The 16,642-nt window shown below is 63.6% G+C and carries 20 protein-coding genes; 9 read left to right on the top strand and 11 right to left on the bottom strand.

Annotation, left to right across the window (positions count from 1 at the left end; all coding sequences use genetic code 11):
• Nucleotides 1-10: 10 nt before the first annotated feature.
• Nucleotides 11-1,027, bottom strand: a complete 1,017-nt coding sequence (locus WDS16_RS26010; protein WP_338888911.1) for a DUF1839 family protein — start codon at nucleotides 1,025-1,027, stop codon at nucleotides 11-13.
• Nucleotides 1,028-1,404: 377 nt separating this feature from the next.
• Between WDS16_RS26010 and WDS16_RS26005 the strand changes: the two genes are divergently transcribed.
• Entirely contained in the window at nucleotides 1,405-2,337 is a 933-nt protein-coding gene (locus tag WDS16_RS26005) for an endonuclease/exonuclease/phosphatase family protein (RefSeq protein ID WP_338888909.1), read from the top strand.
• A gap of 14 nt (nucleotides 2,338-2,351) precedes the next feature.
• Here the strand turns inward: WDS16_RS26005 and WDS16_RS26000 are convergent, their stop codons facing one another.
• The gene (locus tag WDS16_RS26000; RefSeq protein WP_338888907.1) at nucleotides 2,352-3,713 is read right to left on the bottom strand and encodes an Hsp70 family protein; all 1,362 of its coding nucleotides are present in this window, start codon (nucleotides 3,711-3,713) and stop codon (nucleotides 2,352-2,354) included.
• 283 nt (nucleotides 3,714-3,996) lie between these two features.
• Between WDS16_RS26000 and WDS16_RS25995 the strand changes: the two genes are divergently transcribed.
• From WDS16_RS25995 to WDS16_RS25975, 5 genes are all read left to right on the top strand, one after another.
• Nucleotides 3,997-4,500 carry a low molecular weight phosphatase family protein gene (locus WDS16_RS25995; protein WP_338888905.1) on the top strand — a complete coding sequence of 168 codons (504 nt, stop codon included), beginning with the start codon at nucleotides 3,997-3,999 and terminating at the stop codon, nucleotides 4,498-4,500.
• Between the two features lie 126 nt (nucleotides 4,501-4,626).
• Entirely contained in the window at nucleotides 4,627-4,845 is a 219-nt protein-coding gene (locus tag WDS16_RS25990) for a hypothetical protein (RefSeq protein ID WP_338888903.1), read from the top strand.
• 89 nt (nucleotides 4,846-4,934) lie between these two features.
• Nucleotides 4,935-5,321, top strand: a complete 387-nt coding sequence (locus WDS16_RS25985) for a hypothetical protein (RefSeq protein WP_338888901.1) — start codon at nucleotides 4,935-4,937, stop codon at nucleotides 5,319-5,321.
• Nucleotides 5,322-5,404: 83 nt separating this feature from the next.
• Nucleotides 5,405-5,947, top strand: a complete 543-nt coding sequence (locus tag WDS16_RS25980; RefSeq protein WP_338888900.1) for a hypothetical protein — start codon at nucleotides 5,405-5,407, stop codon at nucleotides 5,945-5,947.
• Nucleotides 5,948-5,998: 51 nt separating this feature from the next.
• Nucleotides 5,999-6,439 (top strand): SRPBCC family protein, encoded by a 441-nt coding sequence (locus WDS16_RS25975; RefSeq protein WP_338888899.1) that lies wholly within the window; start codon nucleotides 5,999-6,001, stop codon nucleotides 6,437-6,439.
• A 129-nt stretch (nucleotides 6,440-6,568) separates the two neighbouring features.
• On the opposite strand, the gene WDS16_RS25970 is transcribed toward WDS16_RS25975, so the two are convergent.
• The 4 genes from WDS16_RS25970 to WDS16_RS25955 form a co-directional block, all read right to left on the bottom strand.
• Nucleotides 6,569-8,326, bottom strand: a complete 1,758-nt coding sequence (locus WDS16_RS25970) for an ABC transporter ATP-binding protein (RefSeq protein ID WP_338888897.1) — start codon at nucleotides 8,324-8,326, stop codon at nucleotides 6,569-6,571.
• Nucleotides 8,327-8,368: 42 nt separating this feature from the next.
• On the bottom strand, nucleotides 8,369-9,307 hold the full coding sequence (locus tag WDS16_RS25965; RefSeq protein WP_338888895.1) for a hypothetical protein: 939 nt from the start codon (nucleotides 9,305-9,307) through the stop codon (nucleotides 8,369-8,371).
• Nucleotides 9,308-9,405: 98 nt separating this feature from the next.
• Nucleotides 9,406-9,876 carry an ATP-binding protein gene (locus tag WDS16_RS25960; RefSeq protein ID WP_338888893.1) on the bottom strand — a complete coding sequence of 157 codons (471 nt, stop codon included), beginning with the start codon at nucleotides 9,874-9,876 and terminating at the stop codon, nucleotides 9,406-9,408.
• Between the two features lie 21 nt (nucleotides 9,877-9,897).
• Complete coding sequence (locus WDS16_RS25955; RefSeq protein ID WP_338888891.1) at nucleotides 9,898-10,278, bottom strand: STAS domain-containing protein; 381 nt, start codon at nucleotides 10,276-10,278, stop codon at nucleotides 9,898-9,900.
• A gap of 84 nt (nucleotides 10,279-10,362) precedes the next feature.
• Here WDS16_RS25955 and WDS16_RS25950 point away from each other — a divergent pair, with 84 nt between their 5' ends.
• Together WDS16_RS25950 and WDS16_RS25945 are read left to right on the top strand one after the other, a co-directional pair.
• Nucleotides 10,363-10,740 carry a CrcB family protein gene (locus WDS16_RS25950; RefSeq protein WP_338888889.1) on the top strand — a complete coding sequence of 126 codons (378 nt, stop codon included), beginning with the start codon at nucleotides 10,363-10,365 and terminating at the stop codon, nucleotides 10,738-10,740.
• Nucleotides 10,737-11,099, top strand: coding sequence for a hypothetical protein (locus WDS16_RS25945; protein WP_338888887.1), 363 nt, complete (start codon nucleotides 10,737-10,739; stop codon nucleotides 11,097-11,099). The genes WDS16_RS25950 and WDS16_RS25945 overlap by 4 nt, the downstream gene beginning before the upstream one ends.
• On the opposite strand, the gene WDS16_RS25940 is transcribed toward WDS16_RS25945, so the two are convergent.
• From WDS16_RS25940 to WDS16_RS25930, 3 genes are all read right to left on the bottom strand, one after another.
• Nucleotides 11,084-11,653 carry a YdcF family protein gene (locus WDS16_RS25940; protein ID WP_338888885.1) on the bottom strand — a complete coding sequence of 190 codons (570 nt, stop codon included), beginning with the start codon at nucleotides 11,651-11,653 and terminating at the stop codon, nucleotides 11,084-11,086. The genes WDS16_RS25945 and WDS16_RS25940 overlap by 16 nt on opposite strands.
• Before the next feature lie 79 nt (nucleotides 11,654-11,732).
• On the bottom strand, nucleotides 11,733-11,933 hold the full coding sequence (locus WDS16_RS25935; RefSeq protein WP_338888884.1) for a hypothetical protein: 201 nt from the start codon (nucleotides 11,931-11,933) through the stop codon (nucleotides 11,733-11,735).
• 31 nt (nucleotides 11,934-11,964) lie between these two features.
• Nucleotides 11,965-13,347, bottom strand: a complete 1,383-nt coding sequence (locus WDS16_RS25930) for an MFS transporter (protein WP_338888883.1) — start codon at nucleotides 13,345-13,347, stop codon at nucleotides 11,965-11,967.
• 234 nt (nucleotides 13,348-13,581) lie between these two features.
• Between WDS16_RS25930 and nhaA the strand changes: the two genes are divergently transcribed.
• The gene (gene nhaA, locus WDS16_RS25925) at nucleotides 13,582-14,901 is read left to right on the top strand and encodes a Na+/H+ antiporter NhaA (protein ID WP_422395721.1); all 1,320 of its coding nucleotides are present in this window, start codon (nucleotides 13,582-13,584) and stop codon (nucleotides 14,899-14,901) included.
• Here nhaA and WDS16_RS25920 read toward each other — a convergent pair.
• Both WDS16_RS25920 and WDS16_RS25915 read right to left on the bottom strand, forming a co-directional pair.
• Nucleotides 14,898-15,260, bottom strand: a complete 363-nt coding sequence (locus WDS16_RS25920) for an alanine:cation symporter family protein (protein WP_338888880.1) — start codon at nucleotides 15,258-15,260, stop codon at nucleotides 14,898-14,900. The two genes, nhaA and WDS16_RS25920, sit on opposite strands and share 4 nt — an antisense overlap.
• Nucleotides 15,233-16,462: an amino acid carrier protein gene (locus WDS16_RS25915; RefSeq protein ID WP_338888878.1), complete on the bottom strand. Its 1,230-nt coding sequence runs from the start codon at nucleotides 16,460-16,462 to the stop codon at nucleotides 15,233-15,235. The genes WDS16_RS25920 and WDS16_RS25915 overlap by 28 nt, the downstream gene beginning before the upstream one ends.
• Nucleotides 16,463-16,642: the final 180 nt, after the last annotated feature.

Below are 16,642 nucleotides of genomic sequence, written 5' to 3'. Positions count from 1 at the left end.
AAGCAGGATGTCACAGCGCCGCCGACACGATGTTCATCGCCGCTGACCAATTGGCGGCCATGTCCGCGAGCGGCTCGTCGAGTGACACTGCGCGACCTCGAGATGCGCGGGCCATCCGGAATTGGACAGCCTTTGCACCCTGAGCCACCTGGAGGAAATGCGGCACCGCGTCGTCGATACCATCCGCGCCGCGTCCGGCCAGATACCCCACCAGGTCTGCAGCAAGTTCCGCCGTCGCGCCGCACTGCCGCAGCAACCCGAAGGACCACAGATGAAACGCGTCGGGTCCGGACGCTTGCACGACGGGAATGTCGGCGACGATGCGCTGGGCGAGCCGGTCGACGGGATTGCCCGGAGGTCGTCGCGACAGGTGCGCGCGGGCCACCGTCAGATCTCGTTCTCCGACGCCCTCCGCGATGGTGTTTCGGCCGACCCGAATCTGCTCGATGTACGGGAGGAGCACTTCGTCGTGCGGCTCTGGGGCGAGGTTGAAGACTCCGTCGAAATCTGCGCCGGACAGCTCGAAATAGCCCCGGTTGTGGAAATAACCGAGGACCCTCTCGGTCTCGTCGACCGAGTTCGGCACGATCGTGGTCTTGGTGTGCTGGTTGCGGTAGCTGGTGCCCGCGGTGTCGGGAAGCCAGAAGCCGTCGACCTCCACCGTCAGCAGAACACCGTCGGCCAGGCCTTCTCGGACGTGCGCGAGAACCGGCCGCCAGACGTTCATCTCACCGACGTCGATTCCGTACAGGGTGCGCAGATCCTCGGATTGCATCTTGACGAAGTCCCACTGCCTCCCGTCGCAGTCGGCACTGAGCACGAAAGCGAGCGCGGGCACAGGATCGGCACCGAGCGAATGAAGAAGTTCGATCCACAGATCCACGTAGCAGTTGGTCTCGGTCCATACCCGATCGTGAGCGTGGATCGTGTGTGGCTGGTATTCCTCCGGGCGCAACGCCAGCAGGCGATCCGCGCTGCTTCCCTGGGCTACCTGGCTTCCCTGGGCGATGGTCGAGCCGATCGACATGTTCATGACTGTGTGCCTCCCGCCGGATCACAAGCTCACGGTCCCCACGCCGACTTGCCCGTATTGCCTTGATTCAACTCACGATTCTAATCAATCGGTTTGTTTATCGCACAATTTCGGCCGGTATGCTCGTCAAGAGGTACTTCGGCTAACGATTGACCCGCCTGGTCAGGATCGACAGGATGGGACGTCGGAATCGAGGACATTCACAGAGAGAACAGTCGCTTCCCCGACGGTAATGCTGATGTGCAGTTTGCTGGTGACCACACTTGCAGATGGGGACTGAGCTGGGCATATGTGGAGTCTAGACAATGGATTACCGACCGAACGCCGCTTGCGGCCCTAAGCACCGGAGGCGAGCGCAGTTGCGACGCATCATGCGTGGAACAGCCATTGCGGTTGGCTCCGCACTCTTGTTGGCCTTGGCCGGGATGCTGGTCGCCAGACAGATGGGGGTGACGGACATCACACTCGTTGCGCTGCTCGTCGGCATGCCTTTCGCTGCACTCCCGGCAGCCCTGGCGGTCGTACTCTTCGCGCTCGCGAAATCTCGGATCGGAGTCGCACTCGCCGTCGTGTTCACCGTCGTACTCACCGCTGTTCAAATTCCTGGATTCATCGCGGAGCGGCACACCGCGTCCGGCGCCGAGTTCACGGTCCTGACCATCAATGCGGCGCACGGCGATGCCGACGCGGCCGCCATCGTCGACGAAGTCAGAAGCAGTGACGCAGACTTTCTCGCCGTACAGGAGTTGACCCCGAGTGAGGAAACAGACCTCACCGCCGCGGGGATCGAGGACGTGCTGCCGTACAGCTTCACCGCCGCGCTCCCTGTCGCCGACGGCACCGGGTTGTGGAGCAGGACGCCACTCACCGACGGTGAGACTCTCCCCGACTTCGGTTTCGTCCCGGTGCGTGCGAACACCGTCGTCGATGGCGTCGAACTGACCTTTGTGTCGTTCCATGCGATGTCGCCGGCAACTCCGCGCCACACCGTCCAATGGGCAGAAGACCTCGCGCACATGCGCAGGCTCATGGACTCGTACTCGGGGACGGTCCTCGTCGCGGGAGACTTCAATGCCACCGGCGACCATCGTCAGTTCCGCCGATTGACCGAGGACGGGTTCATCGATGCTGCCGATGCGTCGGGCGCAGGCCTGTTCCGGACGTTTCCGTCGTCCGGTCCGCTTGCTCGGCTCGACCACGTGGTGGCCAGCGATGACGTCGACGCCATCGAGGTGAACCCGGTATCGATTCCGAATTCCGATCACTTGGGCGTCGTCGCGCACCTGCGGCTACCGGCAGCCTGAGCGACCGCGTCCGGTCAGAAGCGAGGTAGCTCGAATACCGGTGGCGGCGGCAGCTGGATCTGCGGCAGCTGGAAGTCGGGCAGACCCGGAATCAGTGGCGGCGGAGGCGGAGGGGGCGCGGGCGCCGGCGCAGGCCTTTCGTACGCCGGGGCCTCGTAGGTCTCGACCGGAGCCGGTGCCGGGGCGGGGGCCTCGACGGTCGTGGACGGCGGGAGCGTCGTGGTCGACGTGCGCGAGGTCGACGGCGGAGCCGTCGTCAGCGGTTGCTCGCTGTCAGCAGGCGCGCTGGTGGAGTCCTCGGAACCGCCGTAGCCGAGAGTCAGACCCAACGCTGCGACGGCAGCAAGACCACCGGCGACAAGGGCCGCGCCCCTGATCTTGCGCTTCGACGTCACCGAACGATCGACCGGTTCCGGGCTGAGCCACTCGGGGGCCCCGCTCAACGCCTGCGCCCCGGAGGAAGTCGCCGGCCCGTTGCGGAGAACCGGCGGTGCCGTGGGTGCCGGTGCGTCGCGAACCGGGGTAGCGAGAAGCGCAGCACCCTTGGCGGCCACCGATTCCGGCTCGGCGGGAGTGACGACGGGCAGACCCGTCCAGGAACGCAGTATCGCTTCGACGAGCGGAATCCGAGCTCCACCTCCGACGAGGAACAGTGCATCCACGCGCTGCGGCGACCGGGTGATCACGTCGCGGACCAGCCGCGCCGAGTATTCGATCGGGACGGTCACGAGAGCTTCGAACGATTCGCGGGAAATGAGGATTACACCGCTCTCGCCCGGCAGGCACACCGCGCCCGACGTCGACAACTGTTCCTTCGCGATGCGGCATCGAGTGGTGAACTCCTCCACACCGACCGAGTTCTGAAGGTCGACCCCCTGCTTGGCCAGCTGGTTGTCGCAGATGAGCCGATCGAAGTCCGACCCGCTGATGTCCGTGGTGCGCTCGGCGAGAAGGACGTCGCCGGTAGCGCGATCGACGACACTGATGGTCAGACCGGAGCTGCCCAGGTCATAGAGCGCGATGGTTCCGAAATCACCGATCTCGCCGGACGCTTCGAGATACGCCAACGCCGCGCGCGCCTCGGGCACCAACCGATAGTTGTGCAGCCGCTGCACCGACATGGCTTGCTGGATATCACCGAACTGCTGTTGGTCTCGGTAGGCGACACCGGTGGCCTCGACACCTCGATCGCCGTAGTTCTGCGCAAGAACGACGCCGATGGTCTCGGCTGCAAGTTCTTCTGCTCGATCCCGCTGGGTGTCGACGGTGTCGTGGCGAAAATCGAGTTCGCGCTCGCCGGATGTGTGCAGGCGAAGGTCGGGACGCGCCATGCGCACAGCACTGGCCCCCACCGACACACCGAGAACCTCAGTCATGACCTGCCTCACTTGGACGTGCGAAGGGACTCGCCGACAGGATATGTAACGATCCAATCTCGAAGCCCCCGCTCGGCATCACTGTAGCGTGAGCGCTGACTGAATGCGATCACAGTTGTTTTTTGCCGGTTCAGGATGCCTGCAGTCCGCTTGCCGCGCGTCCACACGACGATGATCCGGTTTCGGGTCTCTCACCGGTATGCGGGCCCGGTACAGGCCCCATCCGGCGCCGGTTTCGCGTCAGGCTCCCGTCGGGAAATCGCCACCCACTAGTCTGGCCCGCGTGCACGTCCTCTTCGTCTGTACCGGGAATATCTGCCGCTCACCCACGGCCGAACGACTGACCGTGGCGTATGCGCGCGAACGCGGTCAGGAGCTGACGTCCTCCAGCGCGGGTACGCATGGGCTGACCGGACACGAGATGGATCCCGACGCCGCGACCGTCCTGCATCAACTGGGCGGTGATTCCGACGGGTTCGTCGCGCGTCGCATCACCCCGAAAATCGCCGACGGCGCAGATCTCATCCTGACGATGACGGCTCGCCACCGCGATGCCGTGTTGGCAGTCGCACCGCGCAAACTTCGCACGACGTTCACTCTCCTCGAGGCTGTCGCGCTTGCCGAGGCATCCGGTGCGCAGACGATCGCCGAGATCGCCGATGCTCGCTCACGGCACACGGTCACCACATTGGACATCGACGATCCGTACCGACGTGAGCTGGAGATGTACGAGCAGATCGGCCAGCAGATCGCCGACGCCGTGCCCAGGATCCTGCACCTACTCTGACGTTCGGCCCGTTTGTACGGCGATCGAACGACAGACCGAGCGCTGCAGTGGCGATAACGGCGACGCAGCCGGTCCGTATCGCTGTCGCACAAGACATTTCGCGCGGCGTGATGCATGATGTGCACCATGCCGATGTATCAGTTGCGAACCGACGACGACGAAGTACTCGCCGAAGCCGAGCTTCCTTCCGACAGCAAAGCCATGACGTGGGCAGTGCGGCAGACTACCGAACTGAGCAAGACACTCGGCGGCCGTCGATGGCAGGGCCACCGTCTTGTAGGCAATGTCTGGGAGCACCGCTTCGGCGGTGGACGAGGCGCGTCGACGCAGGATGCGGTTGCCTAGCTGAGCGAACACCGGGCGTCCTACGGTAGCGTTCTCGCATCAGCGCCGCTGAGACCGACGCGGCACCTCGAGAACAAGGCCGAACAACGATGCGCGACAAAGTCATCGCGATTTCGACGGTGGCAATCGCCGGAGTCGCTGTTGTAGCTGGACTGACCATAGGCGCCCTCGGCGGTGCCTTCGACGACGGAGGCGACAAGGTCCAGCCGCCCGCGTTGCGCTCGGACCTCAGCGTCGCAGTCACGGCGACGAGCTCCTCGGTGATCACCGTTCCGCCGTCGCCGACCTGGCGGGTTGCGACGCCGACCACACCCAAGCCGACCACCACCACCGCAGTGACCACGACACCATCGAAGTCGGACGAATCGACCACCAGAGCTCCGCGTGGACGAACCACCACGGACGTGCCAACACAGTCCGAGGAGCCGGAAGCAGAGGACGACAGCTCCGAGACTCCGACGTCGACGACCCGCTGAGCCGCCGGTCCTCCTAAAGGATGACCCTCCTCTCGCCCGGTCAGCCGATGTGCGAGCCGGGCATCTGAAGCGAACATGCACGTATGAATGCAGTCGCAATCGTCATCGCCCTGTGTGAACTCGGTTTCTGGGCACTGATAGCCGTCGGATTGCTCGTTCGGTACGTCCTGCGTAGGCGTCGAGCGGCGACGTGGATCCTTGCATCGGTGCCGGTCCTGGACGTCGTGCTGATCATCGCGGTCGCCTTCGATCTGTCCAGCGGAACGCCCGTGGGCGGGGTGCACCACCTCGCCGCGTACTACCTCGGCTTCAGTGTCGGCTTCGGTCCCGCATTGATTCGCTGGGTGGACGTGCGCGTTGCCCACCGATTCTTCGGCGGTCCAGCACCGGCGAAGATCGAGAAGGGGACCGACGAGTACCGCCGCTACCTGTGGGAGGACTGGTTCCGGGCAGTCGTGGCGTGCGGTATCGCCGCGCTGGTGCTGCTCGGGCTTGCCTTCACGGTCGCGTCGGGCGAGCAGTTCTCGGCGCTCGTGGGCAATATCGCTCCGCTCGGCTTGATTCTCGGAATCTGGTTCCTCGCCGGCCCTGCGTTCGCGTCGACCAAGGACTCGGTCCACCACTGAGACAGTTCCAGATATATGTGTAAAAACCAGTTACATGTACTATTCGACATCATGCCCGTCATCGAACACTCCGCCGTAGCCGACGTCCCACGCTCGCGTGCGTTCGCATACGTCGACGACTACAGGTCCGTGCCCAAGTGGATGTTCGGCATCCGATCGTTCGAACCCATCGGCGACATCGACCACGGCCTCGATGCCGTCTACTCCGCCGAGATGCAGATCGGTCCGAAAACGCTCCGATCCACACTCCGCGTCACCGAGTGGATCGAGAATCGATCGCTGACACTGTCCTCGGTCGAAGGGTTCTCGACGGTCTCGAAGTGGTCGTTCGAGGACACACCGGATGGTGGGACCAGATTGAACGTCGACTTCGCCTACAACTTCCCGGGTGGGCTCGCCGGCCGAGCACTGGGCGCCCTGGTCGAACCGGTTGTCGGCCAGGCGATCCGGCACACCGAATCCACGTTGCGGAGGGAGCTAAGCGCGTTGTGAGCCTGGCCTTGCCCGGCGGCTCCGCCGCCAGTGGCGCGGTTAAGTGCACGGGAGGACACTTAACCGTGCCACTGCGGCGGAGCCGCTCACGCCACTGGGGCGGAGCCGCTCATGTGATTGGGGGCGAAGTCACCGAACCACCGCAGAATCCCCGATCCGCAGCGCCTCGACCAACTCCCGGTACAGCGAATCCGACTGCAGCAGCTCCGCGTGGGTCCCCCTGGCCCTGATTCGGCCGTCCTCCATCACCAGGATGGTGTCGGCATCCAGCACGGTGGACAGCCGGTGCGCGATGGTCACGACGGCGCGGGTCGACGCGATGGAGCGAATGACGTCGTGGATCGCGGCTTCGGTCCTGCCGTCCACCTGCGCGGTCGCCTCGTCGAGCAGCAGCACCTGCGGACTTCGAACGATCGCCCTCGCCAACGCAATTCGCTGCCGTTGACCCCCGGAGACGGTGGACCCGACGAGATCGGTGTCGAGCCCGTCCGGCAGTTCCCGCACGGCACGACCGAGGTGCACCGAGTCCAACGCCCGCCAGATATCGGCTTCCGATGCTTCGGGATGTGTGAACAGAAGGTTCTCTCGGACGGTCCCCGGGATCGTCGGTGTCTCCTGTTCGACGTAGGCGAGCGCACTGCGGACGTCGTCGTTGGACAGGTCTGCGTACGACGTTCCCCCAAGCAATATTTCACCGTCGACCGGCTCGAGAAACCGTAGGATGAGCGAGAACACGCTGGTCTTGCCCGCTCCCGACGGCCCGACGATCGCCGTGTGACCGGCCGCGGGTACGTCGAACGAGATTTCCTCGACAGCGGGTGCGCCACCGGGCCGGTAGCGCGCTGTCACACCCCGAAAGCTCAGAATCGAATCATGCTTTCCTGCAACCGCATTCCCGACGGTTTCTGCCGAGGTTTCGATCTCGAGTTGTTCGATCTGCCGGATTCGCGCTGCGGCCGCCATTCCGGATTGAAGTTGAGTGAAGTTCGTCGTCAACGATGACAGCGGGTCCATCAGTTGGAATGCGTAGAGCAGGAACGCAATCAGGCTGGAGACCGCGAGCGCGCCGATGCTCACACGATATCCACCTATGCCGAGAATGCCGATGATCGCCAGTTGTATCCCGCCGCCCGCGACCGTCCACGCCAGCGCGGACGTACGCACCGCCCGCACACTGTGTTCGGCAGAGTCTCGGGCGTCGGCGATCACCCTGTCGAATTCCCGCTGCTCGGCGCGGGAGGACTTGACGGTTCGAATGGCCCGCAGCGCACCGTCCAGGCGTCCCCCGAGCCTGCCCACCGATTCCTGTGCTTGCTTCTGCGCCTCGGCGATGGGCGGCATCAACTTGGCGAACATGGTGCCGAGAATTACGATGGCGACGAAGATCGTGCCGAGAAGCACCAGGTCCAGGACCGCCATGAGCACTAGAGCGCCGATCAAGGCGATGGTGCTGTTGACGATGGCCACCAGAGCCGACGACGCCGCCTCGCGAAGAAGAACCGTGTCCGAGGTGACGCGGGTGACCAACTCTCCGGTCGGCCGCGTCGAGAGGCTGCCGACAGTGGCTCGAAAATACCTGCTCACCATGGATTTTCGAGCGTCGAGAACAATTCGCTCTGCGAGTGTCCCGAGCATGATCCATTGAACGTAGAGAACTGCGGATCCGATGACGAGAAGCAGGACGAGCAGGGCTACTGCACCACCGAAGGACTGCCCCGACCCGAGACCGTCGAGAACCGACTTGGTGACCATCGGCGTCGCGAGCGAGGCTCCGGTGCCGACGAGTCCGAGCAGCATGCCGAAAATCAATGTCCGCCGGTGTGGTCGAACGAAAACCCACAGCACCCGCAGATTGGGCAGCGAAATAGCTTTGTCCGGTTCACCCATGCTCGTTAGTGAATCACCGAAGTCGGGAGTTCGTCGACCACGTTATTTTCGAGTGAATCCGATCTCGGCGAACTCTGCGCCGAACTGAGTTCCAACCGGAGCAAGCTCACCGACCCACACCAGCACCCCGGTCAGGCCTGCGGGAGCGTCGACGACGATGTCGGTCCTTCCGATGTTCAGAGCGCCGGAACCGAGGACCCGGGTCGACGCCAGCGCCCCGTTCTCCGCCGGCGGTGTCCTGATCTCGACGAGGGCTCCCGGATTCGGCGTCGAAATCCATACTGCGCCCAGGTCGGTGGGCTGCGCGAACGAGACAACAACACCGATACCGTTGCCGGGATCACCGAATAGCTCGCGGTACAGGTCGGTGGACCAGGACGTGACCGGGTCGGCGTCGACGGCCAGTGCTGCGTCGCCCGCATTGTCGGGCGCACGAACAGCCGACCACACCTGAACCCCAGCTGGCAGAATTGGTTCGGTGGAGGGTGTCGGGGAAGTGTCCGCCGTGGGCAGGGAAGGGACCGCGACGACGTTCCGCACGTCACCGTAGTCACCGCCGAACATCCTGGTGGTGAGCATCCAGCCGCCGATTCCCAGTGCGGCGACAAGCACAGCCGATGCGGCGACGAAAGCTACGACGGAGCGGCTTTTCGGGGTTGTACTTGTCTCCCCGGCCTGCACTGGATCGAACAGCTCGGGTTCCGAACCGGGCTCACCGACGACCACAATGTAGGGGGCGACGTCGAAGATCCGCACGTCACCGCGGGCAGTGGCTCGGACTGCTCCTCTGAGTCTTCGAGCGGCGTCCGCAGACGGATCTCTGGATCTGATCACGTCGTCGTGCACGAGCGTCAGCGTCATCTCTCGCCCGGTGTGCAGTTCGCGGGCATCCCATTGCTGAACCCACGGAGCAGACGGTCGACGAGTGAACAATCGGAATCTCCCCGCGACCACCGACCCAGGTACCTCTTGTGTGTCCATCTGCGCCTCCACCCTCGGCGCCCCGAGTGTGCAGAGCGTCGGGGATGAGAGCATTGTGCTCTCTCACAAAGGACACTGTCCTGCCTTTGGAGAAGCCGTCAAGCAGGCGCGTTCCAGACCAGACGAACGGTCGTTCCCTCGTCGTCCGAGGTGACCGAGGTCGAATCGGCGAGGGCGTGCATCAACGGGACGCCTCGCCCGCGAGTCGAGTCGGGTTCGTGTACCGCCCACGCCCCGCGATCACGAATAGTCACTTCGATCCGGCCGGTCGTGGACACGTACTTTGCAATCAGGTCGAGGGTGCCTGGCCCAGGATCAGCCGTATAGGCATGCTCGACAGCGTTGGCCAGCGCCTCGTACGTCGCGAGCACTACGTCGTACACCCGTTCTGGTGCCACCTGCAACCCTGTCAGCCAGTGACTGAGCTCCACCCTGAGAGCCGAGGCGCGCTCCGCGACAGCAGATTCGCCATCGAATATCAGGTGCATGGCGTCCTCGTGAACTGGCTCGGTGTGGGGTCGGGCGGCAGCGGCCACGGCGTCTTCTCCACCGAATGCAATTGCCATCATGACCCCGTCATACCCGAAAGTTCAGGAATTACCCGCGCCGACCGCGGACAGCGCTTCGCCGACAGTGGCGAAAATACCGAAGACCTCGTGCAAACCGACGAGAGTCAGTGGTCGACCGGTGGACGGCCCGTCCGCCACCACTGCAAATCCCGTCGAGCGGTCGAGCTGCTGATGTGTGGAGGCAAGGAGCGACATTCCGGCCGAGGCGAGGAAGCCGACGTGGGACAGGTCGATGACGACGGCCGATGGCCGCTTTTCCAGTACCAACTTCATCGACTCCGACAGCTGCGGTGCCGTGGCCAGGTCGAGCTCTCCCGACACCGTCACGATCACGACATTGTCGCGCCACTCCACTGCTACGTCGAAATGCTGAGGGCTGAACCCTGACTCGTCTAGCGTCACAGATGTCAACATACCCGAGGCCGACTGTGATCTGCCCCGGCAGAGCATGCTTCCTCCGATCGACTGAGGATAGGGTCAGTCGTTGTGGCCCCCACCCGTCTGATCGAGAGTGCGACGGTCGCAGTCGGTGGTGCGCTCGGCGCAGTGATTCGGTACGAGATCTGGCAGTGGCGAGACACTCCGAAGTGGTTGTTGATCAATACCTTCGGCATCAATGTTCTCGGATGCCTACTTCTGGGCAGCGCCCTCGGCTATCTGTCCGGCCGGCCGGCACCGATTCCGCGAGCGGCAGTAGCGGGCCTGGCCTGCGGCTTCACCACTTTCAGCTTCTACGCACTGCAGGGCATCACCCACGACGGTGCGTGGAACTCCGTGGTCTACATCGTCGTGACCCCCGTCGTCGCCGTCGCTGCGCTCGCTGCAGGCGCGCTCGTCACCCGTCCGGTGCAGCGAACACGATGACGGCCCTCCTTCTCGTCGCGGTGGGTGGGGCGTCGGCCGCGCTGCTCCATCATCACCTCACCCGAGCTGTCAGCGAGCCGAAGCGAATCCTGGTCCTGACGATCGTGACGTGCACGATTCTGGGATTCGTGACTGCCGCGACGCCACCTCAGTGGTTCGTCGGACTTGTGTGCGCAGGATTTCTCGGGTCGCTCGCCCCGATGACCTCGATCGCACTGTTGACGGTGTTACGAATCCGGGAACGGCGCTACCGAAGCGGGCTGCTCTTCCTGGCCGCCGCCGTGATCGGCGGGATTGCGTGCACGATGTTCGGCTTCCTGCTGTACAGATCGGGGCTGACGCTCTACCACAAGTTCTGACAGTCGCCCTGCACAGCGGCCTTCGCGAAGCCCGCCAGCTGATACAGGTAGGTGTACTCCCAATGGACGAGGGAGAAGTCGTACGCCCGCGGCACGGCCTCCATCGATACCTCGCCGCTGAAACACTGCCCGAAGATGTATTGCGCTCTGGGCAGGTGGTAGCGCCAACTCACGACGACTACGTGGTCCCAGCCCCGCTCCTGAGCAAGGTCCTGGGTGAATATCGCCTCACCACGCGTCGTACTCGGAACAGGTTTCTCGCACAGAACGCTGTACGTGTCGGTCTGCACCCCGCAGTACTTCTTCATGACTGCATCCGACTTGCCGTACGGATTGGACAGTACGACCGTGTCCGCCACGCCCTGTTCCGCCAGTTCGATGCCGTACGCCTCGCGGCCGTCGTGCTCACCGCCGAGAACGATGATGGCGTCGGCGCGCCCGATCGGATCGGTTTTCGCCTTCGTGAACGTCAGGTAGCCGCCGACTCCGACCACCGAGACCATCAGTACCGGCATGACGATGGCCAGGACTAGCAGGAGGTTCCGACGGATCACCCGTCAAGCGTAGGCACGCCGGCCCGAACGTGCTCGGACGGCGACGAACGTCACCGCCCCGCCCGAGCACGTCCCACGGCTATTCGCTCGGCTGCGGCAGTTGGCAGTCCGTGACCTCGGGATTGACGCCTGCGTAGTTGAGTGGTCCGGCTACCACCGTCAATGCGATGGTTCCGACCCCGGCGCAGTTCTCCGGCGCGCTGTCGAAGTATCCGCGCTGGAACACCGCGAAAGCACCGATGACAAGCCAGACGACAATGATGAGAGTGACGAAGCGCATGATTTACCCCCTACCCGTAGCCGTGTCTCGGCTACCGCGAATCGGGCGAATACCCCATCTGCGTCCGTTGAAACCCAATCTCCAACGTATCCAGTTCCCGGCCCTTGGTCTCGGGGGCCGCGTAGGCCATCCACAGCACCGCGAGGACGACGAATGCCGTGACGATCGCGAAGGTGAGTGGCAAGCCGAGGATCGGCCACATCACCGAACCGAAAAGCAGCGGCGCGAAACCGGTGGCGATACGACTGACCGAGGAGGCATAGCCGAAGCCCGACGCCCGCAGCGGCGTCGGGTAGAGCTCGGAGACATAGCAGTACAGCACCGGGATCGCGATCTGGATGACGAACCCGAACACTGCCAGCCAGACGAGCACCGCTGATCCGACGTCGAGCATGATCGCGAACAGCACCAGAGCAGCACCGGCGATCGGCCCGGAGATGCCGATGACCCATTTCCTGCCGACGACCTCGACGAGGTAGGCGGACACCGCGACGCCGAGGATGCCGACCGCCGTCATCAGCGTCGTACCCGCGAATGCGGCGAAGTCGTCGTAGCCTTCGCGGCGAAGGATCGACGGCATCCAACTCAGGGCCGCGTAGTACAGCAACATGATCGAGACGAACAGCAACCAGGAGGCCGACGTGATCCTCGGGCTGTAGCTCCAAACCGCTTTCACGCCGGACAGAGCCGTTCGCTTCACGGGCGGTTCGGCGGTGATGGAGTACTGCTGGACGTCGGCTCCGGTGCGCGCAACCAGATCGTCGATGACGGTCCGAGCCTCCTCCTCACGTCCGACGGCAGCCAGATACATCGGCGACTCGGGAATCCCTCGGCGCACCCAGAACAGCAGGAGCGCAGGCAGGATCATGAACAGCAGCATGATTCGCCAGCGGACATCGCCGTCGATCGGTACCAGCGCTGTCGCGACGACGCCGCAGATCGTGGCTCCGATGGGCCACCAACCGTCCATGGCGGACAACACTTTTCCGCGTATTCGTCGCGGCGAGAATTCGCTGACCAGCGCGTAGTCGACGGGAATACACCCGCCGAGTCCGAAGCCCGCGCAGAATCGGAGCAGTACGAAGATCTCGAAGTTCGGCGAGAACGCGCCGAGTACCGAGAACAGCGCGAAGATCAACAGGGTGATGGCGAATGCTCGCTTGCGCCCCATCCGGTCTGCGATGGTCCCCCACACGACGGCGCCGACGGCCATGCCGATGAGATTTCCGGTTGCGACGAGACCACGCTCGGTCTGCGACAGGTCCCAGTAGGAACCGAGCAGCGGGGTCAGAAACCCGTTGAGAGTGACGTCCCAGGCGTCGAACATGAAACCGAGACCACCGATCACGAAGATCCGGCCCTGCACCCCCCATTTCCAGGGAAGCTCCTGCACGATCTGTTCACCGGTTTTCACCGACGCATCCTCTCACCGAATGTCCATACAGTGTCCTCCCCATGCGAATCGGCGTCGGCCGGTGATTGCGGTGTCGTAACCGAGTGGGCGCGGGCCACCGTTGACCCGGTAGACTTGTGTTCGGTGCGCCGGGAAGTCTGGTCGGCAACAACTTAGTGCTGCGCACATGCTTTCCGTTTCTTCAGGATGTGCCGCAGCTTCGTCGACGTTTGCACACGAAAGGCCACCCTCCCAGTGACCAATCCCAAGACCCGCCTACCACTGTTCTCCCGCGGTTCGTGGTCCGAAGCAGACCGGATCGGGCAGATCCTGCGCAAGGAGACCGTCGGTGGCGCATTGCTGCTCGCGGCTACCCTCGTCGCATTGATCTGGGCCAATTCGCCGTGGGACGAGGCCTACAACTCCCTGATGAGCACCCGCGTCGGTCCGTCGGCACTCCATCTGGACCTCACACTGTCCACGTGGGCCGCAGACGGACTGCTCGCCATCTTCTTTTTCGTCGTCGGACTCGAACTGAAACGCGAATTCGTCGCAGGAGACCTCCGCGATCCCGCGCGAGCAGCCCTGCCGATCGCTGCCGCAGTCGGTGGAATGGCAGTTCCCGCAATAATATTCGTCATCATCAACCTCAGGACCGGTGACGGTGCGCTACTGGGCTGGGCAATCCCTACCGCCACCGACATCGCCTTCGCGGTCGCCGTTCTCGCAGTGATCAGTACCCACCTACCCCTCGCACTGCGAACGTTCTTGTTGACGTTGGCCGTGGTCGACGACCTATTGGCCGTCACGGTCATCGCGATCTTCTACACCGACGACATCAATTTCGTCGCGCTCGGGCTGACTCTGATTCCGTTGGCGCTGTTCACATTCGCAGTGCAGAAGCGCGTTCGGTCGTGGTGGATCCTGCTGCCGCTCGCTGCGGCCACGTGGATCCTGATGCACGAGTCCGGCGTTCACGCCACCGTTGCAGGCGTGCTGCTCGGCTTCGCCGTACCCGTTCTCCGCAGCAAGGCCGCAGGCGGACCCGAAGCCGGCCCCGGGCTGGCCGAACACTTCGAACACAAGATCCGACCCATCTCCTCCGGGATCGCCGTGCCGCTGTTCGCATTCTGCGCAGCAGGCGTGACGGTCGGCGGATTCTCCGGTCTGCGCAGTGCGCTGTCGGACCCCATTGCCATCGGCATCATCGCCGGACTCGTTGTCGGTAAAGCCATCGGCATCTTCGGAACCACCTATCTCGTATCCCGGTTCACTCGAGCGACCCTCGACGCCGGTTTGAAGTGGCTGGACGTCTTCGGTGTTGCGTTGCTCGCCGGAATCGGATTCACCGTCTCGCTGCTGATCGGCGACCTCGCATTCGGCGAAGGAACCCAACGTGACGACCACGTCAAGGTCGGTGTGCTCACCGGCTCGATCGTCGCCGCGTCACTCGCCGCCCTGATCCTGCGCAGCCGCAACAAGGCATACCGGCTCATCCACGAGGAAGAAACCCGCGACGACGACCACGACGGCATTCCCGACATCTACCAATCGACGCGGGACGAGAAGGCCTAGACCCGATCGTCTTCCTGCGATTGCACCACCTTGTCGGGATCGTGCTTTCCTGGGCGAGTTGCCATGTAGTCGGCCAGTTCACGCTTGACCACCGGGAGTAGCAGGTAGAGCCCAGTGATGTTGACGAGCGCGAGCAGGAACAGCGTCGCGTCGGCGAAGTCGAGCACCGATCCGAGCGAGAGGACGGTGCCGATGACGGTGAACGTGCAGAACATCAGGTTGAAGAAGTTGCGGGAGAGTGGGCTGCGTCCGAACAGCGACGTCCACGCCTGCTGGCCGTAGTACGCCCACGTGATCGCCGTGGACAGCGCGAACAGTGCAACGGCAACAGTCAGTACGTACGGGAACCACGGCAGCACCGTCTCGAAGGCGTCCGAAGTGAGTGTGACGCCGCCGGCGGGCAGTTCACCGGTCTCGGCGACGACCTCTCGTTGGTCCTGCCAGGTCTGGGTGTTCGCGATGACGATGTCAACGCAGTTGCCGTACAGATCACGACAGTGTCGATGAACGGCTCCAGCATCGCGACGAAGCCCTCGGTCACCGGATGCCGAGTTTTGACCGCGGAGTGTGCGATCGCTGCGGAGCCCAAACCGGCTTCGTTGGAGAACGCTGCGCGCTGGAAACCGATGATCATGACGCCGAGGACGCCGCCCGCGACACCTTCGGGTGAGAAAGCACCCTCGAAGATCGCCACGAACGCCGACGGCACCGACTTGAAATTGACGCCGATGACGACGGCGCACGCGAGGATGTAGACCATCGCCATCGACGGAACCAGTCGTGCGGTGACGGCCGAAATCGACTTCATCCCGCCGATGATGACGAGGCCGATGATCAGTGCTATTCCGATACCGAAGATGGCTTTCGCACCGTCGGAACCGAGGAGCCCGTCGTCGCCTCCGGTGACGGATCGAACCTGCGCGAAGGTCTGGTTGGCTTGGAACATATTGCCGCCGCTGATCGCGAAGAACGTGATGATGATGGCGTAGAAGACAGCCATGATCTTGCCGAGCTTGGCGAGTCCACGATCGGCGAGGCCCTTGGTCAGGTACTTCATCGGCCCGCCCGACACGGTGCCGTCTTCGTTGACGTCGCGGAATTTCACGCCCAACGTACATTCGACGAATTTCGACGCCATTCCGAGCAGTCCGGCAAGGATCATCCACAGCGTCGCACCTGGGCCACCGAGCGTGACGGCCACTGCGACGCCAGCGATGTTGCCCAGGCCGACCGTCCCCGACACCGCCGCGGTGAGTGCGCGGAAGTGACTGACCTCCCCGGGCGCGTCGGGTTCGTCCTCTTTGCCGCTCACTAGGATCAATGCGCGCTTGACACCGCGGAACTGGATGAACTTGAAGGAGACCGTGAAGATGACGGCGCCGACGATCAACCACAGGACGATGAGCGGTACGTCAGCGCCCGCGATGTTCACGGAGTAGAAGACGAAGTTCGTCACGGCCGCGGAGATGGGATCGAACGCGTTGTTGATCGCTGTCTCGATCGAGCTGATCGTCCCCCCGTCCGCAGCGAGATGGTCCATGGACAGGGGGTTGTGACTCATCCCTCGATACAACCCCACCGAATACCGGCGCCGCACCGGTTTGCCCACTCTCGGGCAATGTTTTACTCAGTGTTGACCATCGCCATTGATACCCCCAGGGGTACTTGCATACCCCCCTCGGTATATGTCATCGTAGTGGACACACGCCCACTGCATCAGCACGGCGTCGAGCGCTCGATT

Origin of the sequence: Rhodococcus sovatensis, assembly GCF_037327425.1 — a bacterium.
Taxonomy (GTDB): domain Bacteria; phylum Actinomycetota; class Actinomycetes; order Mycobacteriales; family Mycobacteriaceae; genus Rhodococcoides; species Rhodococcoides sovatense.
The sequence above is the reverse complement of the archived record's forward strand: the minus strand, read 5'-3'. Positions and strand labels throughout refer to the sequence as shown.